This is a genomic window from Brevibacillus sp. B_LB10_24 (assembly GCF_046036945.1).
Taxonomy (GTDB): Bacteria; Bacillota; Bacilli; order Brevibacillales; family Brevibacillaceae; genus Brevibacillus_C.
In genome coordinates this window covers 1-25,942 of record NZ_JBJQOQ010000051.1, presented here as the reverse complement: position 1 = coordinate 25,942, position 25,942 = coordinate 1, and the positions used below count along the sequence as shown (strand labels likewise).

General features: G+C 53.5%; 22 protein-coding genes and 1 pseudogene. 21 read left to right on the top strand and 2 right to left on the bottom strand.

The annotated features are described in order from the left end of the window. The 16 genes and pseudogenes from ACI7RC_RS26470 to ACI7RC_RS26395 form a co-directional block, all read left to right on the top strand. A pseudogene (locus ACI7RC_RS26470) lies at positions 1–223 on the top strand (C-terminal binding protein); the annotation flags it as partial. A 34-nt stretch (positions 224–257) separates the two neighbouring features. Further along, on the top strand, positions 258–1,313 hold the full coding sequence (locus ACI7RC_RS26465) for a TRAP transporter substrate-binding protein (protein ID WP_408111157.1): 1,056 nt from the start codon (positions 258–260) through the stop codon (positions 1,311–1,313). A gap of 14 nt (positions 1,314–1,327) precedes the next feature. Next, positions 1,328–2,581, top strand: a complete 1,254-nt coding sequence (locus ACI7RC_RS26460) for a nickel pincer cofactor-dependent isomerase, group 22 (protein WP_408111156.1) — start codon at positions 1,328–1,330, stop codon at positions 2,579–2,581. 58 nt (positions 2,582–2,639) lie between these two features. Next, complete coding sequence (locus ACI7RC_RS26455; RefSeq protein ID WP_408111155.1) at positions 2,640–4,862, top strand: dihydroxy-acid dehydratase domain-containing protein; 2,223 nt, start codon at positions 2,640–2,642, stop codon at positions 4,860–4,862. 72 nt (positions 4,863–4,934) lie between these two features. Further along, the gene (locus ACI7RC_RS26450; RefSeq protein ID WP_408111154.1) at positions 4,935–5,708 is read left to right on the top strand and encodes an IclR family transcriptional regulator; all 774 of its coding nucleotides are present in this window, start codon (positions 4,935–4,937) and stop codon (positions 5,706–5,708) included. A gap of 15 nt (positions 5,709–5,723) precedes the next feature. Continuing rightward, complete coding sequence (locus ACI7RC_RS26445; RefSeq protein ID WP_408111153.1) at positions 5,724–6,611, top strand: GNAT family N-acetyltransferase; 888 nt, start codon at positions 5,724–5,726, stop codon at positions 6,609–6,611. Between the two features lie 220 nt (positions 6,612–6,831). After that, a complete protein-coding gene (locus ACI7RC_RS26440; RefSeq protein ID WP_408111152.1) occupies positions 6,832–7,968 on the top strand; it encodes a sugar ABC transporter substrate-binding protein in 1,137 nt (378 codons plus the stop codon). A 19-nt stretch (positions 7,969–7,987) separates the two neighbouring features. Beyond that, the gene (locus tag ACI7RC_RS26435) at positions 7,988–9,775 is read left to right on the top strand and encodes a cache domain-containing sensor histidine kinase (RefSeq protein WP_408111151.1); all 1,788 of its coding nucleotides are present in this window, start codon (positions 7,988–7,990) and stop codon (positions 9,773–9,775) included. Further along, complete coding sequence (locus tag ACI7RC_RS26430; protein ID WP_408111150.1) at positions 9,750–11,333, top strand: response regulator transcription factor; 1,584 nt, start codon at positions 9,750–9,752, stop codon at positions 11,331–11,333. Before ACI7RC_RS26435 ends, ACI7RC_RS26430 begins: the two co-directional genes overlap by 26 nt. A 158-nt stretch (positions 11,334–11,491) precedes the next feature. Further along, a complete protein-coding gene (locus tag ACI7RC_RS26425) occupies positions 11,492–12,580 on the top strand; it encodes a zinc-dependent alcohol dehydrogenase (RefSeq protein WP_408111149.1) in 1,089 nt (362 codons plus the stop codon). Positions 12,581–12,596: 16 nt separating this feature from the next. Next, on the top strand, positions 12,597–13,733 hold the full coding sequence (locus tag ACI7RC_RS26420; protein ID WP_408111148.1) for a zinc-binding dehydrogenase: 1,137 nt from the start codon (positions 12,597–12,599) through the stop codon (positions 13,731–13,733). 32 nt (positions 13,734–13,765) lie between these two features. After that, positions 13,766–15,205, top strand: coding sequence for an aldehyde dehydrogenase family protein (locus ACI7RC_RS26415; protein WP_408111147.1), 1,440 nt, complete (start codon positions 13,766–13,768; stop codon positions 15,203–15,205). 40 nt (positions 15,206–15,245) lie between these two features. Further along, positions 15,246–16,394, top strand: coding sequence for a sugar ABC transporter substrate-binding protein (locus ACI7RC_RS26410; RefSeq protein ID WP_408111146.1), 1,149 nt, complete (start codon positions 15,246–15,248; stop codon positions 16,392–16,394). A 37-nt stretch (positions 16,395–16,431) separates the two neighbouring features. Then, entirely contained in the window at positions 16,432–17,937 is a 1,506-nt protein-coding gene (locus ACI7RC_RS26405) for a sugar ABC transporter ATP-binding protein (protein WP_408111145.1), read from the top strand. A 2-nt stretch (positions 17,938–17,939) separates the two neighbouring features. After that, positions 17,940–18,929 (top strand): ABC transporter permease, encoded by a 990-nt coding sequence (locus ACI7RC_RS26400; RefSeq protein WP_408111158.1) that lies wholly within the window; start codon positions 17,940–17,942, stop codon positions 18,927–18,929. A gap of 132 nt (positions 18,930–19,061) precedes the next feature. After that, positions 19,062–20,108, top strand: coding sequence for a C-terminal binding protein (locus ACI7RC_RS26395; protein WP_486303987.1), 1,047 nt, complete (start codon positions 19,062–19,064; stop codon positions 20,106–20,108). Between the two features lie 82 nt (positions 20,109–20,190). Here the strand turns inward: ACI7RC_RS26395 and ACI7RC_RS26390 are convergent, their stop codons facing one another. Then, positions 20,191–20,868: a YhcN/YlaJ family sporulation lipoprotein gene (locus tag ACI7RC_RS26390; RefSeq protein ID WP_408111143.1), complete on the bottom strand. Its 678-nt coding sequence runs from the start codon at positions 20,866–20,868 to the stop codon at positions 20,191–20,193. A 146-nt stretch (positions 20,869–21,014) separates the two neighbouring features. On the opposite strand from ACI7RC_RS26390, the gene typA reads away from it, so the two are divergent. Further along, positions 21,015–22,856, top strand: a complete 1,842-nt coding sequence (gene typA / locus ACI7RC_RS26385) for a translational GTPase TypA (RefSeq protein WP_408111142.1) — start codon at positions 21,015–21,017, stop codon at positions 22,854–22,856. 55 nt (positions 22,857–22,911) lie between these two features. Here typA and ACI7RC_RS26380 read toward each other — a convergent pair whose 3' ends face one another. Continuing rightward, on the bottom strand, positions 22,912–23,463 hold the full coding sequence (locus ACI7RC_RS26380) for a helix-turn-helix domain-containing protein (RefSeq protein WP_408111141.1): 552 nt from the start codon (positions 23,461–23,463) through the stop codon (positions 22,912–22,914). A 111-nt stretch (positions 23,464–23,574) separates the two neighbouring features. On the opposite strand from ACI7RC_RS26380, the gene ACI7RC_RS26375 reads away from it, so the two are divergent. The 4 genes from ACI7RC_RS26375 to ACI7RC_RS26360 all read left to right on the top strand — a co-directional run bounded on the left by ACI7RC_RS26375 (position 23,575) and on the right by ACI7RC_RS26360 (position 25,747). Beyond that, the gene (locus ACI7RC_RS26375) at positions 23,575–24,156 is read left to right on the top strand and encodes a LysE family translocator (protein WP_408111140.1); all 582 of its coding nucleotides are present in this window, start codon (positions 23,575–23,577) and stop codon (positions 24,154–24,156) included. Between the two features lie 91 nt (positions 24,157–24,247). After that, on the top strand, positions 24,248–25,087 hold the full coding sequence (locus ACI7RC_RS26370; RefSeq protein WP_408111139.1) for a deoxyribonuclease IV: 840 nt from the start codon (positions 24,248–24,250) through the stop codon (positions 25,085–25,087). 30 nt (positions 25,088–25,117) lie between these two features. Next, entirely contained in the window at positions 25,118–25,417 is a 300-nt protein-coding gene (locus ACI7RC_RS26365) for a YlaH-like family protein (protein ID WP_408111138.1), read from the top strand. 12 nt (positions 25,418–25,429) lie between these two features. Further along, positions 25,430–25,747: a hypothetical protein gene (locus ACI7RC_RS26360; RefSeq protein ID WP_408111137.1), complete on the top strand. Its 318-nt coding sequence runs from the start codon at positions 25,430–25,432 to the stop codon at positions 25,745–25,747. The last annotated feature ends 195 nt before the right edge of the window (positions 25,748–25,942 follow it).

Sequence of the window (25,942 nt, the reverse complement as noted above, 5' to 3'; positions counted from 1 at the left end):
GCCGGACAACCCGCTGCTCGCGATGGAAAACGTGATTTTGACGCCGCATGTGGCCTGGTATTCGGAGGAAGCCGCTGCGGAGATGAGGGCCAAGGCGGCGATGGGGGTTGCCGATGTGCTGCTGCACGGCGAGTATCCCAAGTATTTGGTCAACAAGGAAGTGAAGCAGCGCCTGCACTTAAAAGAGAGCAGTCCGGAGAATCGCTACGCGGAGCTTGTTTAAAAAGGAAAAAAAGAAAAACGTTGGGGGGATCAATGTGAAAACATGGCTTCATCACACAGTCATCGGCTGCACCGCTGCAGCGCTGCTTTTGCTGGCAGGCTGCGGAGGAGGGAAGGAAAGCCCGGCAGCGTCTTCACCGCCGTCGGCCGCAACAGGCATCCAGGAGCGGACGATCAAGGCGGGGATCGGGCTGAATGAGGATCACCCGGAAGGCCAGGGATTGAAAAAATTTGCTGAATTGGTCAGTCAAAAGAGCGGCGGAAAGCTGAAAGTACAGCCTTATTACGCAGCCCAGCTGGGGGATGACAAAAAAATGACGGAAGCCCTGCAGGCCGGATTGCAGGAGATCACCATCCCCTCTACCTCGCCGCTGGTGGGCAATATCAAGGAGTACGCTATTTTTGATTTTCCGTTTGTCTTTAACGAAGAAAAGGAAGCACATGCCGTGCTGGACGGCCCACTGGGCCAAAAGCTGCTGGAGAAGCTGCCGGAACACAATTTGATCGGTTTGGGCTACTGGGAAAACGGCTTCCGCAATCTGACCAACAGCAGGCATCCGGTAGCGAAAGCGGAAGACTTCAAGGGCCTGAAGATCCGCACCATGCAAAACCAGGTGCATCTCGAAGCGTTTCAGGCGCTGGGCGCCAATCCCTCGCCGATGGCCTTCTCGGAAGTGTTCAGCGCGTTGGAAAGCCACACGGTCGACGGTCAGGAGAACCCGCTGGCCACGATCAAATCGAATAAATACAACGAGGTGCAGCCCTATCTCAGCCTGACGAAGCACGTTTATACACCGTTCGTCTTCCTCGTCGGCAAAAAATTCTGGGATAAGCTTTCCGTAGAGGAGCAGCAAATCTTACGGGATGCGGCTGTTGAGGCAGGTGTCTACCAGCGTGAACTGAACAGCGCGGAGAACCAAAAAGCGCTGGATGATTTGAAAGCAGCCGGCATGCAGGTCAACGAGGTATCCGTAGAGGAAAAGGAGCGCATGAAGGAAATCATCAAGCCCGTGATCGACAAATTTGCCAAGGAAATCGGCGAGGATCTCGTCAAGGAGATGTACGACGAGGTAGCCAAGGCGCGGAAGTAAAGGAGGAGAGGAGCATGCAGATCATCGCAGAGCTGCTTCGCGATATCCGGATTCCCCGGATGGCCAAAGTGAGACAGCACTTTGACGCACCCGAATTGCCAGATGTGGCGGATGCCGTCCGCCGGGAGGTTAGAGAAGCGGGTGTGCTCTCGCGCATAGCGCCCGGGAACCGGGTAGCCATCGCAGTCGGGAGCCGCGGCGTCGCCGAGATTGCCGCCATCGCGAGGGAAGTGGTGAGAGCGGTTAAGGCAGCCGGCGGCCATCCCTTTATCGTGCCGGCGATGGGCAGCCACGGGGGAGCTACCGCAGAGGGACAGCAGGAGGTACTGGAATCGCTGGGCGTCACAGAGGCGTTCGTCGAGGCGCCGATTTGCTCCAGCATGGAGGTAGTAGAGGTGGGCAGACTTCCTAACGGCCTGCCCGTTTACATCGACAAAAACGCGTATTCCGCGGACAAGATCATTGTGATCAACCGGATTAAGCCCCATACCGCGTTTCGCGGCCCGGTGGAGAGCGGGCTGATGAAAATGATCACGATCGGCCTTGGCAAGCAGCGCGGCGCAGACGCTGCCCATGCCTACAGCTTTAAGTACATGGCGGAGCACGTGCAGGAAATGGCCAAGGTGATGATCGCCAGGACGCCGATCATCTTTGGCGTCGGCACGATTGAAAACGCCTTTGAGCGGCCGGCCAGGATCGTCGCGATTCCCGCGGAGAAGCTGGCTGATGAAGAGCCGAAGCTGCTTTTGGAGGCGAAAGCCCTAATGCCAAGGATCCTGTTTGACCCGCTCGATGTGCTGGTGGTTGACGAGATCGGCAAGGACATCTCCGGTGACGGCATGGACCCGAATATTACCGGGCGCTTTGGGACGCCGTTTGCCAGCGGCGGCGTAAGGGCGGCCCGCACAGTCGTTCTCGGTCTGAGCGAAAGAACCCACGGCAACGCCAACGGAATCGGCATGGCGGATATCACCACGCGAAGAGTCTTTGAAGAAATCGACTGGGCAAAGGGGTATGCCAACGCTTTGACCAGCACGGTAGTCGAAATGGTCAAACTGCCGATGTTTCTCGAAACGGGAGAACTTGCAGTGAAGGCTGCGATCAAGACGTGTACTGCCTTTGATCTGGATCGCGTGCGGCTCGTTCGCATCGAAAATACGCTTCACCTGAGAGAGATCTGGATTTCCGAAAGCCTGCTGCCGGAGGCAAGGGAACGGGAAGACATCGAGGTGCTGTCCGATCTCCAAGTCATGAACTTTTCGGAATGAAGCCGGCCGGCTGGCCGAATGGAAGAAAAACGACTGTTTCGCAAGGAGGAGCTATGCCATGTCCAAACGATTTCCCCCGATCTACAACCAGGTCAACCCTTACCGCGACAACGTTCAAGGCAAAGCAAACGAACCGATCTGCGTAGCCGGACTGTTGGATCGGGCAAAGCAAATTCTCGGTTCGTCCTACGAGGGTCCGGCACCTGACTGGACTTTAGAGGAAATCTACAACCGCCTTGAGGAAAACGCGCCCCGGATCGCGATTATCGGCGGATCTGCGGATCATCCGGCCCATATCATGGATTTTCAGACATCCAGCCGGGCCGCTGTCCGCATCTGGCAAAACGGCGGCGTTCCGTTCTACTTTTCCACGCCCGTGATGTGCGACGGCACGGCCCAGAGCAACCAGGGAATGAGCTATTCCCTGCAAAGCCGCAACGCGGTCGCGCAGATGGTGGTAAACCAGATGGAAGCCCACAGCTACCATGGCGCGTTCGTCATCCAAGGCTGTGACAAGCAGCCGCTCGGCGTGGTCAGCGCGCTGGCCCACCTGGACCGGATCCGCCGGTATCGGGGAGAAGCGCCGGTATTCGCCACGTTTGCCCCTGCACACGTCCTGCAAGGCGGGACGATTCCGGCTGAGCTGTTCGCCGAACTGGAGCAGGTGGCCAGGACGGCGGAAGAGAGGGGAGCGCCTGACATTGCCGACGATTTGCGGGACGCCATGTCCTATATCCTGCAGTGCTCCTCCAATACGGCCTTCCAAGGCGTGCTGGAACGGGCAGTGGAACGCGGCATCATCAGCAAAACAACACATAAAGAGTACGAACAGCGTCTGGCTGTTGCCACCTGTGACGGAAAAGGCGGGGTTTGCGCTTTCAACGGCACAGGCAACAGCTCCCGCCATCTCGTCGCCGGACTGGGCCTGGTCCATCCCGCGGTGGAGCTCTTGACGGCCCCGCCCGAACAGGAGCGGGTGAACCAGGTGATTGACAGCCTTGGTGCGATGATCAACAATCCGGCGTTCGGGACAGCCAATGTGATTGCCGCCAACATCCGCAATGCGATCCGCATCCACAGCGCATCAGGCGGATCCACCAATCTGATGATGCATCTCGTCGCGGCAATGCTGTACGGCGGCTACAGGTTCAGCCTGCGGGAATTGGACCGGATTCACCACGAGCATCCGGTTCCCGATCTGTTTGACTACAGTTTGACCCAGGGACGGGATATCTTTGCCCTGGCGATGCAGTGCTGCAGCGGCAGCAGCAGGGGGATGGAGACGCTCTTTTACGAGCTGCTGCAAAACGGCGTCCCGATGGATGTGGATGCACCTACTGTCACCGGGACCACTTGGCGGGAGCGGTTGGCCGATCAGGAACGCTTGTCGGCCGATCACGTGAAGGACAATCCGATTATTCTCTCCGCTCCGCGCCGTCCGTTCAGTGGAGTGGATGTGCTTACCGGCAATTTTTTTGAAAGCGCGGTGGTAAAAATCAGCGGAATGACGACCAGTCAACTGGATGAGTTCGATAAAAAAGTCGCCTTTGTCCTCTACTTTGAAAACGAGGATGACGCCAACCGCAGTCTGCTGGATTCACAATTGCTGGAGAAGGTGAAACAGGCAGGGACCTTCCCGCGGGAAACCCTGTTGGCTGTTCTGAGGCACAATGCCCCCCAGCATTATGAAGACTGGCATGCGGAAGGCGATGAACTGCTGTTTGACCGAATGGCGGATTCCGGGGAATTGAAAATTTCGGTCGTCATCTCCGGACAGGGACCGATTGCGTTTGGCATGCCGGAGATGTTCACCCCGATGCAGCATATCAATGCCAATCGCCGGCTGAAACGGCTGGCGACGCTGATCAGCGACGGCCGTTACTCAGGAGTGACGTACGGGGCAGCGATTGGCCATATGACGCCGGAGGCATCGGAAGGCGGGGGGATTTTGTACCTGCAGACAGGGGATCTGCTCTACCTCAATCTGCGGGAGCGGCAGATCCACTTCGTCGACGAAAACGCTTTGCAAAGCGGCACACTGGCATTTTCCTTTGAGCCGGTCAAGGCCAAGAGAGCCGAGCTGGCTGATCGCCGGCTGTCCTCCATTCGCACGCGCCAAAGACAGGTGGCGGCCAGCAATCGCTTGACCGGACATACGGATGCGGCGAACGGAGTGGTTCCGCTCTGCGTCTGGGAGGAGGCTGTGCTTGACTACCAAGCCGAAGTCATGTATGCCGGCGGGGGCCGCCAAGCGCCATTGGATTGCGGAGACAAAAGATGATTTATTGACTGCCGTTCTATGATAAGATAATACCAAACAACTCCGTAACCACGACGTAAAAGGATGGATAACATGCCGATCATTCAAGCTGTGGAACGTGCACTGAAAATTCTCGATCTTTTTGACGAACAGGATCAGGAGTTGAAGATCACGGATATCAGCGCCCGTATGCAGTTGCATAAAAGCACGGTTCATTCCCTGTTGAAAACATTGCAGATGTACGGCTACATCGACCAAAACCCCGAAAACGGCAGGTATCGGCTGGGAATGAAGCTTTTCGAGCGCGGGAACTTTGTCATCCATGGCCTAGACATACGGAAAGTAGCCAAGAGGTATTTAGTCGACCTGTCTATGAAGACAGGGCAAACCACTCACCTTGTCATCATGGACGGCAAAGAGGGCGTCTACATCGACAAGGTGGAAGGACCGCTGGCTACGATTCTGTACTCCCGCATCGGCAGGAGAATTCCCGTTCACTCCAGCGGCGTAGGCAAGGTGCTAGTCGCATGGAAGAGTGAAAAGGAGCTGTCGGGCATATTGGCTGGCTATCACTATGCGGCCCATACCTCCAAGACGATCACGAATGAACAGGATTTCCGCAGCGAACTTGCGAAGGTCCGTCAGCAGGGATACGCCATCGACAACCAGGAGAATGAGCCTGGGGTTCGCTGCATAGCCGTCCCCATCTGGAATCACAGCGGGCAGGTCATCGCCGCGGTCAGCATCTCCACGCTCGTGTCCCGTGTCGACGACCGCGAACTGGAGCATTTCCTCCACCTGTTGAAAGAGGCGGCAGAGGAAATGTCCGAGCAAATGGGATACGGGATTGCCATGCGAAATCTGTGATTTCGAGGTGATAGCATGATTACCGTAAAGCGGTTGTGTGACTGCAGCCTGTCTGATATTACACAGGCCTGGAATCGGGGGTTTGAAGGGTACTATTTTCCCGTCAGCATGACGGTGGAAAGTCTGATCGGAAGACTGGCGGCGGAGGGCTATACCCCATCCGTATCCGTGGTAGCCTTTGCGGACGGGGAACCGGTTGGCCTGGCGGCAAGCGGCATTCGCACAATAAACAGTCAAAAGGTAGCATGGAACGGCGGTACTGGGGTCGCAACGGAGTACCGCCGGCAAGGAGTCGGCCGCCGGCTGGTGGAGGCTGCACTGGAACTTTACCGGGAAGAAGGCGTAGACGTAGCCACTCTTGAGGCAGTCAGTCAAAACGACAGGGCGATTGCCTTGTATCGGCAGCTCGGTTATGAGGTGACAGACCGGCTCGTCTTTTGGGAGCGAACGGACGGGATGTCGGGTGCGGAGTTTGGCGATCTCGCCGGATCGGCCTATCGCATCAGACGGGGAATTCCTCAAGAGGCGGCGGCGCTTTCCTACTACAGGTCAGATGTACCGTGGCAAAATCAGTGGCAGAGTGTCCGGGACGGGGAAGCGGTATTCGTCGAGGATGAGGCCAAAGAAGTCATCGGCTATGCCCTGTACAAGCGAACGTTGGATGAAACGGGTGAGGCCGCATCGATCGTACTGCGGCAATGCGCTGCCAGGCCGGGCCGCCAAGACGAGGAGAGCATCATCCGTTATGCCCTGGGGCACGTATTCGCTCCCCTGCAGCGGGCATGCCGCCGTACTACTTTTAACCAACCGGCCTCCCAAGAGACGGTCCTGCGTATTCTGGCTGAGGCGGGCTTTCAGTCGTCCGGAATGGAGCAAGTATATATGAAGCGAAAGATGAAGTAGCGAAAAAGCCATCTCTTCAGACTGAAGACAGTGAAGAACACTGTCTTTTTTTATTTGGAAAAATTCGGATTGTTTTCGGGGATAGAAAAATAATCCACCATTATTGAAAAATTACGACAACTATCATTTTCAGCCGAAGTGCTATACTGAATGAAATATTTTCATCATTGAAAATATCTTCCTTCTTTTTCTATGATGCCAAGAAGCAGGGGGATGGTCCATGCCAAACGAAGCGATAAATCGGAGGGAATTTTTAAAAAAATGTGCAAAATGGACTTTTGCCGGATTGGGCATTTCGCTGGGAGGCGGTTTGTTGTCGTCGTGGACAAGTCGAGATGCCATTGATGATTTTATGAAGACTTCCCAAGCGGATCTGGATTTTTTGGCCTTTTCCAACAAAAGTCTCGGCTACTACTTCTATATCATTCAACAGGAGGCAGCCAATCGGGCGGCCTTGGCAAGAGGCTGGGAGTTTCAGGCTCTGGTTGCCGATTTCGACGCCGGAAAACAAAGCAGACAGCTCGCCGAATTTATAGAGCGAAAACCTGTGGCGCTCATCGCAGATCCGATCGACAGTGAAGGCTTTACCCTCGCTTTGGAATCCGCCAGCCTCCACAGCATTCCCGTCGGCATAATCGATACGCCTTTGACAGGTGGGGGAGAAGCGGCGATCACCATCGCTTTTGACAACTACAAGGGAGGGGAGATGGCGGCAGGCATCATCGTTGATTTATTGGTTCAAAAGTATGGCAAACCCAGAGGCACCGTGCTGAATTGTTACGGGCAGCTCAGCAGTTCCGCTTGGCGTTTGCGCAAGGAAGGTTTTGAAGCATATCTGGATCGATATCCTGACATTCGCTTGCTCAGCGTCCCTACAGAAGGCGACATCATGAAGATGTATGATGCGACCATCGAGGCGCTGACCCAGATGCCCCAACTTGACGCGATTCACGCTCCTTCCGAAACCCCGGCACGCGGCGTGTATGAAGCGCTGAAAACGAAGAACAAACTCTATCCGGCCGATTCCGCCGAACATATTTTTTTTGTCACCATTGACGGTGAGCCGATCGCGCTTCAGTGGATTAAAGAGGGGTATCTGGACGCGTCCATTTCCCAGGACCCGATCGCCTACGGAGAGATATGTGTGGAAATGCTGGAAAAACAGATCCAGGCAGGTCAGGTTCCACTGGGATCTTATACCAATAACAGGTATTACTGGAAGGAAGCTGAAATTGTCAGTTTGGCTTGCGGACCCAGCTTGATTCTGCCCCCGTACTGTCTCGACCGCAGCAATGTCGATGACAAGCGGCATTGGGCCAATATCGCATTTAACGATTGGGGCATTACCTATCAATGATGATTTGGGGAGATGAGGGTTGAACATATTGGCAGATCCCTTTCGAAAAAGCATAAAGCTTCGCCTCATGTTTTTTTTCATCATTGTCAGCATTCTGCCGATCGTCCTGGTGGGGTTGATCCCTTATCAAAAGTCGCAAAAGGTCGTGGAACAGCAGGTCTTGGAATATGCGCAAGGGGCGATTGACCAGTTAAATCAAAATATCAGCTATCACCTGCAAGAGATGGATTTGATGTCACGCATGATCTACTACCAGATTTTTTCCCTATTCCATCAGGAAAAGTGGCAGAAGGAAACGCAGCTGTTGCTAGACCGTGATCAAACGGATTCGCTGCACGGCGAACTGAAAAATTTCCTCATGGCTTTAAAAAACAACCGTACCTTCATCGATGAAATTCACTTGATTATTGGCGAGGAGGTGTTCACGACGGCGATCGACTTGGATCTGGATGCGCTGCGTCAGCAGGAATGGTATCAAAGGGCAGTAAACAAACCGGATGAAAAGACCTGGACCGGCCCTCACCAGGTGAATTACTACGTCAACAACCCGTCTCCGGATGAAGTTCTTTCGCTTGTGCATTCTTTCCACCTGTCCCACTCGACGCAAACCGCCACCATTATGATAGAGATGAAAGCGGAAACCCTGCAGTCTCTGTTTGACAGTCCCAATCGAAAGAGTCTCGGCAGCCTGCTGTTAATCGATAAGTACGGCCGCATCATTTACGAAAGCGACGGGACGCAAAGGGACGGGTCCGGGCAGCAGTACATCACCAATACCAGCCTGCTGCGCACGTTGGGCAAGGAAAACAATTTCATTTACGCGATGAATTTCATTAACGGCTGGAAGGTTGCAGCGTTTATCCCGAACGATAAAATTGCCCACAGTTTTCAATCGATCAAGGAAACCGTCTTTGTTTTGCTCGGCGTATTTCTGATGATCGCGATCGTATTGGGGTGGACCCTGTCCGACCGTTTTATCAAGCCGCTGAAAGTCTTGCAGCGCGATATGAGCCGGGTGCAGGAAGGAGATTTTCAGATCAGGACGCGGATCGACTCTCGCGATGAAATCGGCGACCTTAGCCATAGTTTTAATCAGATGGTAACGGAGATCGAGCGGTTGATCGGACAAATCTCTGAAAACGAACGAAAAAAGAAAGAAATGGAACTGCAGTCCCTGCAATATCAAATCAACCCCCACTTTTTGTACAACACGTTGAACTCGGTGCAATGGCTGGCCAGACTGCACGATGTTCCCCAGATCAGCGAAATGCTCACTTGTTTAATCAAGCTTCTGAGGGAAAGCCTGAAATCGACGGGTGAACTTCACCAGCTGGGAGAAGAACTGGGGCTTTTAAACGATTACGTGATGATTCAGAAATACCGTTATGAAGGAAACGTTGACATCCGCTACTACATCGATCCTGATTTGCTGCAGTGCCTTGTCCCCCGCTTTATTCTGCAGCCGCTGGTGGAAAATTCGTTTTTTCACGCTTTTTCCAATCGAAAAGGAAAGATCAGCATCAGTGCCCACCGCTTGGATGTGCAAGTGGAAATCATCATCGAGGACGATGGCAAGGGCATTGATCCACATGTTTTGAACCACATTTTACATACCCCGGACAAGGGAAAAACCTCCAGCGGTATCGGGATTAAAAATGTCCACGAAAAAATCAGGCTCTATTTCGAGGATCCGTATGGTCTGACGATCAGCAGTGAAGTAGGGAAGGGAACGACGATCTTGATTACTTTGCCTTACATCACCAAGACAGAGAGGGGCCGCAATGATGAAACGAGTGCTGCTAGTTGACGACGAGATGATTGTCAGAAAAGGACTGAGAAAGCTGGTGGAATGGGAGAAGTTTGGCATGGAAGTAATCGCCGACGCGCCAGACGGGCAAGCGGCATGGGATATTTTGCGCCAGGATGAAATCGACCTGGTCATTACCGATATTCGCATGCCGATATGCGACGGTATTGAGCTGCTGCGAAAAATAAAAGAATACTGCCCCCAGACAAAAGTCATTTTATTGACCTGCTACAGTGACTTCGAATACGTGCAGGAAGCGCTGGAGATCGGCGCGTCCGGTTACTTGCTGAAAACGGACATGGAAGACGGGAAACTGGAGCATGTGCTGGGCAAACTTAAACGGGAATGGGAGCGTAGCGAGGCGAGCCAAAACGTCTTTGAACAGATGAAACTCAAGGTGGAGCAAACACTGCCTTTGCTGTATGAAAAAAAGATGAAGCAGCTGTTGGAACAAAAGTATTTTCCCGCCAAGGCGGGTGAACAAGACGGCATGCTGGAACTGGATTGGTTTGATTCTTTGCAATTGCTCATGGTCATTGAACTGCCCAGCGAGACCGGGATCGCCTTGCCGCGATTGGAAAATATCTTTGCGAAGCTGCTTCCGAGAGAAAAATGGATTCTGTTTCCGCTCGAGGAAGCCTTTTTTGTCTCCGCACGGCTCCCCGAGCAAAAAAGCGAGCAGGAAGGGCTGGAACAGCAGCACAAACTGCTGCAATCCGTCTGGGACATGCTGAAGCGCGATTGTTTCCCGCAGCTGAATCTGTACTACGGCAAGTCCTACAATCAGGCCAGCTTGCTGCAAAAGCTGCCTCACTTGTTGAAAACCAGGGAATACTGCACCTTTTATCACGGCTTCGGAGCAAAGGTGGCCGTTGACATGATCACCCTGCCTGAAGCCCCGGACGGCGAACTGATCGACTTGTCGCAATTCAAGCAATTGGCGATACTGCACCAGTGGAACGGGATACGCGAGCAGTGCCGGCAGCTGCTGCACGCGTGCCGGGAGCAAAAAGTGCCTGTCAGGGCGGTCAAATCTCTGTTTAGCGAGATGGTCAGCATCATTATGGACAGCAAGCAGACGTCAAGTTTGACCCTGCTCCATTGGGGCGCCAATCAATTTGATTACGTGGAAAATATCAAGGAAAAACGGACACTGGAGGAGCTGCTTCAGTGGTTTTTAACCGGCATTGACCAATTGGAACAGAGGCAGACGATCTACTTTTCTGGTGTCAGCAAAATGATTCAAGATGCGGTACATTTTATCGAAAAAAATTATTTTAAAGAAATCACGTTAGACGATCTGTCGGAACATGTAGGGCTGAGCAAGAGCTATGTCAGCTCCACTTTTAAAAAATCCGTGGGACTCAGTTTCGTCGATTATCTCGTTCGCATTCGCATCGAAAAAGCCAAGGAATTGATTGCCCAAACGGATCTGAAAATTTGGGAGGTTGCCGAGCGGGTAGGGTTTAACGATCCGAAATACTTCACCAAAATGTTCAAGCGGTCGATGGGGATATCCCCGCGAAGGTTCAAAAACAAATTGCGGCACTCCTCGTAAAAAATGGGCCACTTTGCAGCGGAAAATCGTCCTCCTTTTTGCAAGCGGCTGGACGCAGCCTGAGCCGATCGAATGATAATGCACCAAAACGGTAAAGACGTTTGTTTTTTGCCTCCCGCCCGACCGGTATATTTGGAGCTAACGAAGGGAGGGATCAAATGAAAGCGGTTAAATCAGCCGTGATTTCCGCGAAGGAACAGCTGGAAATCAGATCGTTTCCCCTGCCCGGGCTTGGCAGAGGAGAAATGCTGATCAAGGTCGAAATGTGCGGGATTTGCGGTTCGGATCTCCACATTTTCCGCGGCGACTGGGGGGAGCCTTATCCGCTGATTCCCGGCCATGAATTTATCGGCAGGGTGGCACAGATGGGAGAGGGGGCGGCAGAGCGGCACCAGGTCCGAATCGGCGATCGGGTGGCGGTGGAGATGATACTGCCCTGCTGGGAATGCGAGTACTGCAAAGCGGGACGCTACAACCTGTGCCTGCAGGACCGCAGCGAGGGAAGGCAATACGGCTGCAACATCAGCATGACGCGTGCGCCGTCCTTGTACGGAGGCTGGTCCGAATACTTGTTTGTTCCGCCAAATGCCATTGTCCACCGCATCCCGGAGCATGTCCCCCTGCGCCGGGCAGTGCTGGTCGAACCGTTGGCAGTTGCGGTAAGGGCCGTTCATCTGACGCCGCCGAGGCTCGGAGACTGTGTGGCCGTGATCGGCGCGGGCCCCATCGGCTTGCTGACGGCCGTCGCGGCGAAAGCAGCCGGCGCCGGATGCGTGATCCTGGTTGGTACCCGGGAGGAGCGGCTGGCGCTGGGAAAAGAATTGGCAGCGGACTTCGCCGTAGACTTCCGGCAGGAGAATGCCCGGGAAAAAGTCCGGGCGTATTCCGGCGGGAGGGGGGCGGACATTGTATTTGAAACAGCGGGAACCGTCTCCGGACAAATCGACAGCCTGCATTATGCCAGAACTGCAGGAGTGGTCAATTACGTCGGATTGACGGGCAATAAAACAGTGCCGATCCATACCGATGCGGAGATGACCTTTAAAGAAGTAAAATTGCAAACGTCGTTTTTGAGCGCCGGAGCCTATCAAGCGGCAATCCGGATCATTTCTGGCGGCCGCTATCCGATCGAAAAGCTGATTACCCACGAATTTTCTCTGGATCAGGCATACAGGGGCTTGCAGTGTGCCGCCAACCGCGATGAAAAAGCAATCAAGGTGATTCTTGTGCCGGATCTAAGCGAATGACGTAAGGAGGATGAATATGGGATTGTTATCCAAAGCAGCTGTACTGGATGGGATTGAAGGGAAATTTGTCATCGAAGAATACGAAGTGCCCGATCCAAAAGCAGGGGAATTTATTTTACGGACGGAATACGCCGGCGTCTGCGGCACGGATGTTCACATGTACTACGGACATCTGAACACAGTCGAATATCCGATTGTGATGGGACACGAATTCTGCGGAATCATCGAAAGGCTGGGCCAAGGGGTTACTGAGGATTCCAACGGCAGAGCCGTCAAAGAAGGGGACCGTGTCGTGGTGGTGCCTGGAGTCAGCTGCGGTCAATGTTATTATTGCAAAATTTTGAAAATACCTACCCGCTGCTCCAACATGAAGGCCTACGGATTTGTGCCCAACAAGGAACCGCACCTGCTCTCGGGGGGATTCAGCCAGTATGTCCACATGAAGTATCCCAATACGTCCTTTTTCAAAACCGATCTGGAGCCGCACATAGCCGTGCTAACCGAGCCGCTGTCGATCTGCGTATACGGTTTCCAAAAGGCCGGGGGAGTCCGCTTTGGGAGCACGGTGGTTGTGCAGGGGACGGGGGCGATCGGACTCGGCGCAATAGCCTTTGCGAAGCGGTCGGGAGCAGCCAAGGTGATCGCTGTCGGCGGCCCGCAGCGCCGGCTGGAATTGGCAAAGCGCCTTGGCGCCGATGTGCTCATCAATATCGAAGAAGTCCGCGACCCGAACGAACGGAAACGCCTGGTGAAAAGCGAAACGAAAGGGAACCGCGGCCCCGACATGGTTGTGGAGTGCACCGGTTTCCCGGCGGCCGTACCGGAAGGGCTTTCCTACCTTCGGGACGGAGGAAAGTACGTGGAGCTGGGACACTTTACCGACGTCGGGCCGACCCAGGTCAACCCGCACTGGCATATCTTGAGAAATCATGCCGACATTCACGGCGTCTGGGGCAGCGATGTGGAACATATGGAAATGACATTGTCGATGATCGAGCGGATGGAATTGCCGTATGATCTGCTGGTCACCCATAAGCTGCCGTTAAACCGGATTGAAGAAGCGATTTTGGGAATGAGCAAAAAAGAGTATCGCCTGGACGGAGAGGAACAGGTGATCAAGGTAGCGATCGACCCGTGGATGGAGCTCTCTTGAAACCAGGAAGAAAATAAAGGAGGCATGTTTGGATGAAAATGCTGATCAAAGGGGAAAAACGGGACGCGGCCAGCAAAAAGGTGATTGAAGTACGCAACATGTCAGATATGTCTTTGATCGATACGGTGCCTGAAGCCAACTGGCAGGACGCTCAGGAAGCGCTGGAAGCGGCGGTGGAAGGAGCGAAAGTCTGGGCCTCGATGCCGGTGCACAAGCGCGTGGACATTCTCAAGCGTTTTGCAGCCCAGGTGCGGGCCAATCGCGAAGAGCTGGCGCGCTTGTTGAGCGCCGAAAACGGGAAGACGATCGGCAACGCCAGGGCGGAGATCGATACCGTGGCGGGTCTGTTCGAGGGGTTCGCGGAAGAGGCGAGCAGGTTGTTTGGCCAGACGATCCCGCTCGAGATCCAGGCGGGATTGGAGAGCGACCTGATGATCACAAAACGGGAACCGCTGGGCGTGATTGTCGGAATCATTCCGTTTAACTTCCCCGCCGAACTGTTCGCCCACAAGGCGGGGGCGGCACTCGCGGGCGGGAATGCAATGATTGTCAAGCCGCCGGAGGACGATCCGCTGACGGTTATCCGTTTGGCGGAAATGCTTCACGAAGCGGGCGTTCCCGGTCATGTCCTGCAGGTTGTCACAGGGTACGGAGAAGAAGTGGGAGCTTATCTGGCCAACAGTCCTTTGGTCAACGCGATCAGCTTTACCGGTAGTACAGAGACGGGAACCAGCGTGTATCAAAGCGGCGCGAAGAATCTGGCCCGCGTCTTTCTCGAGCTGGGAGCCAACGACGCCCTGATCGTATGTGAGGATGGCGACGTTGACGCGGCAGTCCGGCATGCGATCGAGGGGCGCCTGCTCGCCAACGGCCAGGTATGCTGCACCAACAAGCGCATCCTCGTTCAGCAGACTGTGTTCGACTCCTTCAAACACAAGCTGGTACAGGAATTGGCGGTAAAACGCCTTGGCAATCAACTGGAAGAATCCACCGATGTCGGTCCGCTGATCAATGAAAGCGCGGCTATCAAAGTGGAGCAGCAAATCCAACACACCGTCGAACAGGGAGCGAAAATCATCCTGGGCGGCAAACGGGTAAATGGCACGTTTATTGAACCTACCGTGCTGGACGGCGTGACCCGGGAGATGGATGTGGCGAAGGATTTGGAAATCTTCGGACCCGTATTTGCCTTGCTTTCCTTTGAACAACTGGATGAAGCGATCGCCATCACCAACCAATCAAATTACGGTTTAAACGCCGGGATTTTTACTTCGGACATTCGGAAGGCCTTTCAAGCGGCCAACGCGATCGAGACCGGAATCGTCTCCTTGAATGGTGGAACCTGTTACCGTCCTTATTGCAGCGCCTTCGGAGGGTATAAAAAGAGCGGTATCGGGCGCGAGGGAACCGCTTATACGCTGGAAGAAGTGACGCAAATCAAGAGCATTGTCTTCAGGGGAGTTATGGCTTAACCAAATGAGCGAAAACTTTCGGCGAAAGCGAGGAACGAAGATGAACAAACCGCTGTCTCTGATGATTTTCAGTACCGTTTTGGCGGTTTCCCTGTTCTTGACTGCCTGCGGGCAAACGGAACCTGCCGCTGGAGGCGGCCAGGCAAGCCCGGCCAGCCAAAATGGGGATACGTCACCCGGGCAGCCAACAGCTGCAGACGGGCCTCCCAAGGAAGGGCTGATCGCCCTTTCCCATAAAAGTTTAAACTACTATGCCTTTGTCGCCATGCAGGAAGCGGCAAAAGCGAAAGCGACCGAGTACGGCTGGGATTTCGAGTCGGCCGTGGCCGACTTCGATTCGGCCAAACAGACCAACCAATTTATCAATTTCATCAACAAGAAGCCGTTGGCGATCATCTCTGATCCCAATGACAGCGAAGGTCTTGTAACCGCCGTCAATCAGGCCAAACAAGCGGGAATTCCCGTAGCCATCTTCGACACGCCGACAACCGGGGGAGACGTCGACTTTACCATCGCCTTTGACAATTACAAGGCAGGAGTGCTGGCCGCGGAGGAAATCGTCAAAAAGCTGAAGGAAAAGTACGGGGAGGAAAAAGGGGTCGTTTTGAACGCTTACGGGGCGATGTCCAGTTCCGCCTGGCGGGCCCGCAAGGAAGGCTTTGATGATACGATCAAAAAGTACCCTCAGATCACCTATGTGTCCGTTCCCGCCGAAGGAGACCTGCGCAAAACGCAGGACGCTACACTGAATGCGATCGCCAAGTACGGAAAGATCGATGCTGCGCACGCGCCGAGCGACAATCCGGCGATGGGAATTTACGAAGCGCTGAAGCAGACCAACATGCTGAAAAAGGTTGGCGAGGAGGGGCATGTCATCATCGTGACGATTGATGCAGAACCAATCGCGCTGCAAAGAATCAAAGAGGGCTGGTATGACGCAACGGTAAACCAGGACTGCGTCGCGTACGGAGAAATTACCGTCGAGATGCTGCACGATTACGTGCTCCAAGGCAAACCGATCCCAGCCAAATACCAAAACGACAAGTACTATTGGAAGGAAGCGGAAATTACGGTAGACAACGTCGGCCCCCACATGGTCATTTCACCGTATGTGATCGACAAATCCAACGTGGACGATGCTTCGCATTGGGGCAATGTCGCCTGGAACGAATACAACCTCAAATATTAACCACGGGCCAACAGTTGATCAGGAGGGGGATGGGACGGTGCTGGAGGTTTCCGGTATCTGCAAGAGCTACGGAGCAAAAAAGGTTTTAGACGAGATCAGCTTTAAAGTGGCGGAAGGAGAAATTCACGGTCTGGTCGGCAAGAACGGAGCCGGCAAAACGACACTGGTGAAAATCCTCCAAGGCGCAGTAGACGATTACGAGGGAGACGTCTTGTTTGCAGGCGCCAACATCAATCCACTCCGCGTGGTTGCCCGGCAGGGGATCGGCATTTACGTCGTTCCCCAGCATGCCGCGGTCATCCCCGAATTTACCGTAGCGGAAAACATATTTCTGGGAATCTGGCCGGAGACGAAGCGGGGATGGATTGATCGAAAAAAGATGTTTGAGGCGGCACAGTCGGCTCTTGACGAATACAAGCTGCAGCTCGATCTGAATGCGAAGGCGAAGGAACTCTCCCTGGTCAACCAACGCAAGCTGAATATGGTCAGAGCCTTGTTCAGCAAAGCGAAATTGATCATTTTGGATGAGCCGACAACGGCATTGTCCGCGGAAGAGCGGGACAGCCTGTTTGAGTTTGTCACCAGACAAAAAGAGAAAGGAACCGGGTTTATCTTTATTTCCCATTATTTGGAAGAAGTTCTGAAGCTGTGCGATCAAATTACGGTCCTGCGCGACGGTCTCGGGTTTACCGGTTATAAAGGCCGGGATGTGGATGAAGCCATGCTGACCCGCCTGATTATCGGAGATCACGTCAAACTGTGCGTTCGTGAAAACCGGGGAAAGCGACAAGCAGAAAAAGTCGTGCTGGCGTGCGACCAGCTTGCAGGTCCCGGGCTGAACGGGGTGTCATTCCAGCTTTATCGCGGCGAGATTATCGGCCTGATCGGGTTTCCCGGCTCGGGTGCGAGAGAGGTGTGCAGGTCGCTGGCTGGTTTGAATCCGCTCGAAGGGGGCGAGATCCATATGGACGGACAGCGAGTCTCTTATCCGGACAGACCCGAGCAGGCCCTGCAGGAAAAAATCGTGTACGTTTCGTCCGACCGGCACCAGGAGGGAATTGTTCCTTTGCTGTCGATCAAAGAAAATACGACACTCTCCATCCTCAAGAGCAAATTGGCGAACCGGTTCGGCCGGCTTGACCGCGAACAAGAGAAGAAGATCGCCCAGGATTACTTTGAGCAGTTGAAGGTAAAAGCCCATTCCATCAGAGAAGCGATTGGCTATTTGAGCGGCGGGAATCAACAAAAGGTGGTCATTTCAAAAGCTCTTAGCTGCGATCCGAAGGTGCTGATCCTGGATGAACCCACAGTCGGGATCGACGTGCAAAGCAGGGAAGAGATCCTGTCGATCATCGATGAGTTGACGCAAACAGGCCTGGCTGTCTTGTACCATACGAATGATTACAACGAATTGCTGAGGGTCGCCGACAGGCTTGTCTTTTTCGACGGCGGCAAGGCGGTCAGGGAAGTGGCCAATACGGGCTTTACTTCCGAAGAAATCGTCCGATTAAGGGATACATCCAAGGCAGGTGAAGCGTCTTGAGCGTGAAGAGTCCAGATGTGCTGCTGCAAAAGCAAAGGAAAAATCAGTCTGGGGCCGGCTATATCCGCATGATTGCCGACAATGTTGTCTGGCTGCTGCTGTTCATGGGTATTGTAGTCATGGGTTTGATGGAGACGTCCTTCTTTTCCGTCAGCATTCTCAAGAATATTTTGATTCAGACCGCTGTGCTAGGCGTTTTGACGGCGGGCATCGCCCATGTTCTGATCATTGGCGAAATAGACTTGTCGATTACCGGGGTGCTGGCATTCAGCGCCGGACTGGGCACCTATTTGATGAACGGCGGCTTGCCCTGGTACTTAGCCGTCGTCGTCATTGTCGCATTTGGTGTGTTGACCGGCTTTGTCAACGGCATCCTCGTCGCCAAATTAAAGGCGGCAGCCTTGATTGAAACGCTGGCGATGGGGTTGATTTTGCAAGGCGGTTTAATGGCTTTGACCCAAGGCAGATCGATCGTCAACTTCCCTGCACAATTTACCTGGATCGGACAGGGAACGATCGCAGGCATCCCGGTGCTGCCGTTTCCATTTTTGCTGGTCTATTTTGTCGTCGACTATATATGGAAGCGAACCGTTTTCGGCAGAAGCTTGTTTGCCACCGGCGGCAACCCGTCAAGTGCTTTTGTCAGCGGAATCAACGTCACACGCGTCAAAATTTACGCATTCACGATCTGCGGCGGGTTTGCCGGATTTTCCGGATACTTGCTGGCGGCGTATATGGGTGCGGTGACGATGACGTTCGGCCAGGATTTGTTGATGTACACACTTGCCGCCGCGGTCATCGGGGGAGTGAGCCTTACTGGAGGAAAGGGTAAAACGTTTGGCGTACTGGGAGGCGTTCTGCTTCTGACCCTGATTCAAATTGGTCTGCAGGTGCTGGGGATCTCCTCGTACTTCGTCACGATGGCGGGAGGTTTGATGATCTTCGTCGCCGTGCTGCTGGATGCAATGAAGAGCAAGTATTTATCGCTGTAGGTTGAACCGGTTAACCTGAGGAGGAAGCGGAATGCGGAAGTGGAAGGTTGTCGTTACAGACTGGGAGTACGACGATTTGCGATATGAAGAGCAGGTGCTGCACAGCGAGCAGATCGAACTGGTCCCTGCACAATGCCGGACGGAGGAAGACGTGATCGCAGCTTGCCGGGATGCCNTACAGACTGGGAGTACGACGATTTGCGATATGAAGAGCAGGTGCTGCACAGCGAGCAGATCGAACTGGTCCCTGCACAATGCCGGACGGAGGAAGACGTGATCGCAGCTTGCCGGGATGCCGACGCACTGATCAACCAGTACGCCCCGATCAGCCGCAAGGTGATCGAACGGCTGGAAGCCTGCCGGGTGATCACCCGCTACGGCGTTGGCGTCAACACGGTTGATCTGCCGGCGGCGACGGAAAAAGGGATCTGTGTGGCCAACGTGCCGGATTACTGCAGGGACGAAGTGTCCGATCACGCCCTCGCGCTGATGCTCGCATGGACCCGCAAGGTTACCGTCGCCCATCAAGCCGTCAAGAGCGGGTGCTGGGATTTCAAGGTGACTCAGCCGATTGTCAGGCTGCGGGGCAGGACGCTCGGGCTGGTCGGCTTTGGAAATATCCCGCAAGTGCTGGCCCAAAAGGCGAAACCGCTCGGCTTGCGCGTCATCGCCTATGACCCGTATGTTCCGGAAGCGGCGGCGGCAGCGTGCGGGGTAAAGCTGGTCACCCTGGATGAGCTGTGTGCAAGCGCCTATTTCATCTCGGTTCATGCGCCGCTGACCCAGTCGACGGAAGGGATGATCGGGGAGCAGCAGTTAGCCGCCCTGAAAGCAGGAGCGATCGTCATCAACACCTCGAGGGGGCCGGTGATCGACGAACGGGCGATGATCGAAACGCTGCAGGCGGGCAGGAGTGCCGGAGCGGCACTGGATGTGGTCGAGTGTGAACCGATCCCGCCGGACAACCCGCTGCTCGCGATGGAAAACGTGATTTTGACGCCCCATGTCGCCTGGTATTCGGAAGAAGCCGCTGCGGAGATGAGAACCAAGGCGGCGATGGGGGTTGCCGATGTGCTGCTGTACGGCGAGTACCCCAAGTATTTGGTCAACAAGGAAGTGAAGCAGCGCTTGCACTTAAAAGAGTGCTGTCCGGAGAATCGCTACACGGCACTTGTATAATTCAAGGATCGCAAATGGTGAAAAGGGACTGTTCAGTAGAAACCTACTGGGAACAGACCCTTTTTTGCTGTTCAAGTGCTTTTTACCGAAACGGCGCTGTAACCGTACGGCCCAAATCCCGCAGCATGGAACCGAAATCAGTCGCTGCACCGGTCAAATTGCTGGTTACGGCAGTCGGACCCGAGGTTATTCCGTAATTTCGCAGATTGTGGTTCAACCCGTCAATCCGGGTTATCATGCCGAGGTCAGAGGTTACGCGAATATTGTGAGAAGGCGCGATCGCTCGGGCTGCATTGTGCACTTGGCGCTCAATCACGTTCCGCTGTCTCACATCAGCCGCTGCCATCCTCGTGCGAATGCCGATGATGGCGTCGCTGCCGCGGACCAGGGCTGTGGCTTTGGTGACGCCAGGGACGTTTTGAGCGGCGGTTACCATGCGATCGGCAAGGTTTTGGTTAAAGGAAAACCGATGACCGGTTGCGCTTTGGGAAGTGTAAGGGGTACCCGGATTGCCATCCGCCATGAACCCTGTATTGTGGTACGGGATGCCGGTGGCGTTATTGCTGCGGTGGTATTCAAACGGAATGTAATCACCCCGGTTGACAGCGCTCTGTTTATACGTACCGGGTACGTGAGTATACGTGCCGGGATAGGTTTGTGTCTTGGTACCCGGGTTGGGGCCTACAGCGCGGTGGGTGCCGCAGGCAGAAAACAGAGTGACAAGTGCCAGACAGGCAAGTGAAACGATCAGCTTTTTCATGTTGTTTGCCACCTCCATTTGTAGTGTGCACGGCAGGCGGCAGATTACACAGGAACTGTGCCCCAGATGAAACGGAAATGATTTTACATTGTGTCCAAGACGCATTTCCTGTTATTATGGAGTGTACGGAAAAAAAGGGGGAACTTATGAAACGCCACGATATCCGAAATGTAGCGATTATAGCCCACGTCGACCACGGAAAGACGACGCTGGTGGATAAATTATTGATTCAATCCGGAACGTTCCGCAGCAATCAGCATGTGGAAGAGCGGATGATGGACTCCAACGATTTGGAGAGAGAACGCGGAATCACCATCTTAGCCAAAACAACTTCTGTACAATACAAAGAGTATACGATCAATATTTTGGATACCCCTGGCCATGCTGACTTCGGCGGTGAAGTAGAACGAATTATGAGCATGGTAGACGGGGTGTTGTTGATTGTCGACGCTTTTGAAGGGTGCATGCCGCAGACCCGCTTCGTGCTCCGCAAGGCCCTGGAAGCGGGCGTGACCCCGGTCGTGGTAGTCAACAAGGTAGACCGCGAGAATGCCCGTCCCCAGGAAGTCATCAATGAAGTGTACGACCTGTTCATTGACCTTGATGCCACCGAAGATCAACTGGAATTCCCGATTGTGTACGCCTCAGGGCTGCGCGGCATTGCCGGGATGGAACCGGATAAGCTGGAAGGCGACCTGAAACCATTGTTTGACGTCATCGTCGAACACATCCCGGCTCCCGATGCAGATGAAGAACAGCCGCTGCAAATGCAGGTAACGCTTCTGGACTACAACGATTTTCTCGGCCGGATCGGCATTGGACGCATTTACCGCGGCAAGATTGACATTAACGAACAAGTAGCGGTCGTAAAGCGCGACGGCACTATGAAGAAGATGCGGGTGCAAAAGCTGTTCGGCTTTTCCGGCTTGCAGCGCGTGGAGCAAAAGAGCGCCCGTGCCGGCGACATCGTCGCGATTGCCGGTTTGGAGGACATCAACGTAGGCGAGACGATTTGCCACGCCGATCACCCTGATGCGCTGCCGCTGCTGAAAATAGACGAACCGACCCTGCAGATGACGTTTCTGGTAAACAACAGCCCGTTTGCCGGACGCGAAGGAAAGCACGTGACATCCCGCAAGCTGCGCGACAGGCTGATGGCTGAGCTGGAAACAGATGTTTCGCTGCGGGTTGAGGAGACCGATTCGCCTGATGCGTTTATCGTTTCCGGCCGCGGTGAACTTCACCTGTCCATCCTCGTGGAAAATATGCGCAGGGAAGGATACGAACTGGCCGTTTCCAAGCCGGAAGTTATCGTGCGCGAGATTGACGGCAAAAAAATGGAGCCGACGGAACGCCTGATTATTGACGTGCCGGAAGAACACACCGGATCTGTCATGGAGACGCTTGGCATGCGCAAAGCCGAGATGGTGAACATGATCAACAACGGCTTCGGACAAGTCCGTCTCGAATTCTTGATCCCTTCGCGGGGACTGATCGGCTATCGAACAGAATTCTTGACGATTACCCGCGGTTACGGAATCATGAACCACTCGTTTGACAGTTACCGACCGCTTGTGTTAGGAGAAGTAGGCGGACGGCGTGCGGGCGTGCTGATCAGCAGCGAGATGGGTACGGCTACCACTTACGGCCTGATGTCCGTCGAAGACCGCGGCGTGATGTTCATTCCGCCCGGGACGGAAGTGTACGAAGGGATGATTGTCGGCGAACACAGCCGGGACAACGACCTCACCGTCAACGTGTGCAAGGAAAAACATGCGACCAACGTGCGTTCCGCCACCAAGGACGAGACAGTCAAAATGAAGACGCCGCGCACCCTGTCGCTCGAAGAGGCGCTGGAATACCTCAACGACGACGAATTGTGCGAGGTGACGCCGCAATCCGTCCGTCTGCGCAAGAAGTACCTCTCCAAGTCGGATCGGGAACGCTACGCCAAACAAAGACGCTGGGAAACCCAACCGCAAGCTTGAATACGATGAAAAACCCGAGCAGCATAAGCGGCTCGGGTTTTCTTATGATCTTCGCTCACGGATAGAATATGACCATGCTCATCCGCGTCAGGGAATCGCCGGGATTATGATAAGCATGCGGCTTGTCTGCCTTGAATTTGATCGACTCGCCGGCCTTTACGGTATATACATCGTCATTGATTCTAACCGTCAGCTCACCGTCAAATACGGTAATAAACTCCTCCGTTCCCGGTCCGTGGGCGTCAGCGCGCCAATCCCCTCCCTGATCAATTTCGACGGAATAAACTTCAAACCGCCTGCCTTCCTCAAAGGGAAAGTAAGGAAAGACACGGAACCTGCCATGATCCCCCTGCAACGTTTGCATGTCATCTTTGGTAACGACGACCGTATCGGGTTGTGGCCGGTTCATTAATTCAGTGAAAGAAATCTTCAAACCATTTGCGATTTTCCACACCGTATTAATCGTTGGATTAGATTCGCCGCGTTCAATTTGACCCAGCATCGTCTTGCTTACCCCTGTCATTTCTGCAACCTTATCCAAGCTTAGTTTTTTCATTGCCCGCAGATTTTTTATATTTTCCGCAAGCACAAGATGAATCTGATCCACAAATTTGAAACCTCCTGTTGTGCTTGATAACGACCATATTATACAATCATAGTGCACATACGTTAAAGTGAACTTTTTGATCATTATAGCACACGAAAGGAATGATCATACATGCTCTGGGCTTCTTTTTTGCTGTATGTTTTCGTCACCTCGTTTACACCCGGCCCCAATAACATCATGTCGATGGCGTACGCAGCCAAGTTTGGCTTCAGAAAAACGCTCAGGTTCATTTTCGGGGTAGCCGTCGGGACTGCCGTTCTCTCTCTGCTAAGCAATTACTTTCATCTTCTTCTATTTGGCTTGATCCCAAAAGTCAGGATGGGGATGAGCATTTTGGGAGGACTGTACATGCTGTACCTGGCCGTTAAAATCATGTCGAAATCATCCGGCAAAGAAGAAGACCACAATGAAAAACACAACTCCTTCTCCTCGGGAATGATCTTGCAGTTTGTCAATCCCAAAGCCATTTTATATGCGATTACCGTAATCTCTACCTTTATCATCCCCGTTTACGATTCGAAGGGAAGCCTGCTGCTCTTTTCGTTATTTCTCGGTTTTGTCGGCTTATTGTCAACGTCGAGCTGGGCGTTCTTTGGTGCAGCATTTCAGACGTTTTTGACCAAATACGAAAGAACCGTCTCGGTTGTGATGGGACTCTTGTTGATGTACAGCGCCGTTTCCCTATTCATTTAATCGCCATTGTCCTCGGTTTTGCCTGCTTTGACAGGCTTTCGTTCAACTGTTAAAGTAAACGTGGAAACCATTACATTTTTTCTCGATTGAGGTGAACCCGTTGAAGATCGGATGCCATATCAGCGTTGCCAAAGGACTTGAACATGCGGTGAAGCGCGCCCTTGAGCTTGGAGCCGAATCGTTTCAGGTCTTTACGAAAAACCCGCGCGGTTTGAGGCCGAAGAAAGTAGATTACGACGATGCGGCAAAAGGGGTGGCCCTGATGCAGGAGCATGACATTACCCTGGTCTGCCATACCCCGTATATCACCAACCTCTCTACGCCAAAACCGGATCTGCAGGAAGTGACGATCCGTTCGATCGTCGAGGATTTGCACATTGCCGAAGCGTATGGCGCCATCGGTGCCGTTGTCCACTGCGGCAAACACGTCGGCGAAGGAGAGGAATACGGAACGAACCGGATGATCGAGACACTTGACTTGATCCTGGATCAATACGATGGACCGGTCAAGCTGCTCCTGGAAAACACTGCCGGACAAGGCTCTGAATTGGGCCTGACAGTCGATGATCTCATGAAGATCCGCGGAGCGGTAAAACACCCCGACAAAATCGGTTTTTGCTTTGATACCTGCCACTCGTTTGCAGCGGGCCAGTGGAATCTGGAATCGTTCGACGAGTTGGTCAAACAGATGGAGAATTCGGGGTATCTGGAGCAGCTGGCTGCGATTCATTTTAATGACAGCAAAGCGCCGTTTGACAGCAAAAAAGACAGGCACGAAAAGATCGGACAGGGGGAGATCGGCAGCGAGGCCCTTGCCAAATTTCTCACCTGTGACCAGTTCCAGCATCTCCCTGTCATTCTGGAGACTCCGGTCAGCGACGAACAGGAGTACGCAGAAGAGATGGTCTATCTGCGTGATCTGCGGAGCTAAAACGGCAGGTGGGAACAAGGAGGAACAGCAATGGAGTGGTTTGATTTAGCCTCGACGTACGAGCCGACGGGCACGCTGACTTTTTACGACCAGTTTCGCCTGTGGGCTGATTCTGTTCGTACATACATCATCTTTGTCTATCTAATTATTATTTACTATCTGGGATTTGCCACCCGGATTCGCATGCCGATCTTGAAAACGGCGCTGCTGCTCATTTCTCTGTTCGCGGGCTCCCTGATATTCGGGATTTTGGACATTACGCTTCCCGTGCGCAGCGCCTTGTTTGTGGCAGTCCTCATTTTGGTGATCGTTCGGATGAGAATCAAATAGAGGGGGAAAGGTATGAAGCTGAGTGATGCCCTGTTTAATTGGCTGCAGATCAAAGTCGTTGCCGATGCCAGACCTGACGACCGGTCCGCACGGGATACGGAGGAGTTTTTTCGGGATATCTTGACCCAAGACCACCAAGTCGGCAATGTCAGCTACAGCAAGGATGAGACGATGTACATACTGAGATACGAGGCTTCCGGCGTCCAAAAAATGCAAATGTACGAAATAGAGACAGTTGAGCAACTGCTGCAGGCAATCGAAAACGAACCGAAATTTAACAACTTGCGTCAGAAGTCTCCTTCCTCAGCGAAGCAGGTGGGAGATGAATGACGCCGTTCCCGAACCTCTTCGCTGGAGATAGGTAGGGAAGCATGTATTTGTTCTCGTCATTTTGATGCGGAAATATTCCCCAAACAGGAACGTATGTGTGGTATAATCGCGATATATAGAACAAATGTTCTTGATAAGGGGTGTTTCCATTGATTCGTGCCCAAATCGTACGGTTTCATGCTTCAAAACGAGATA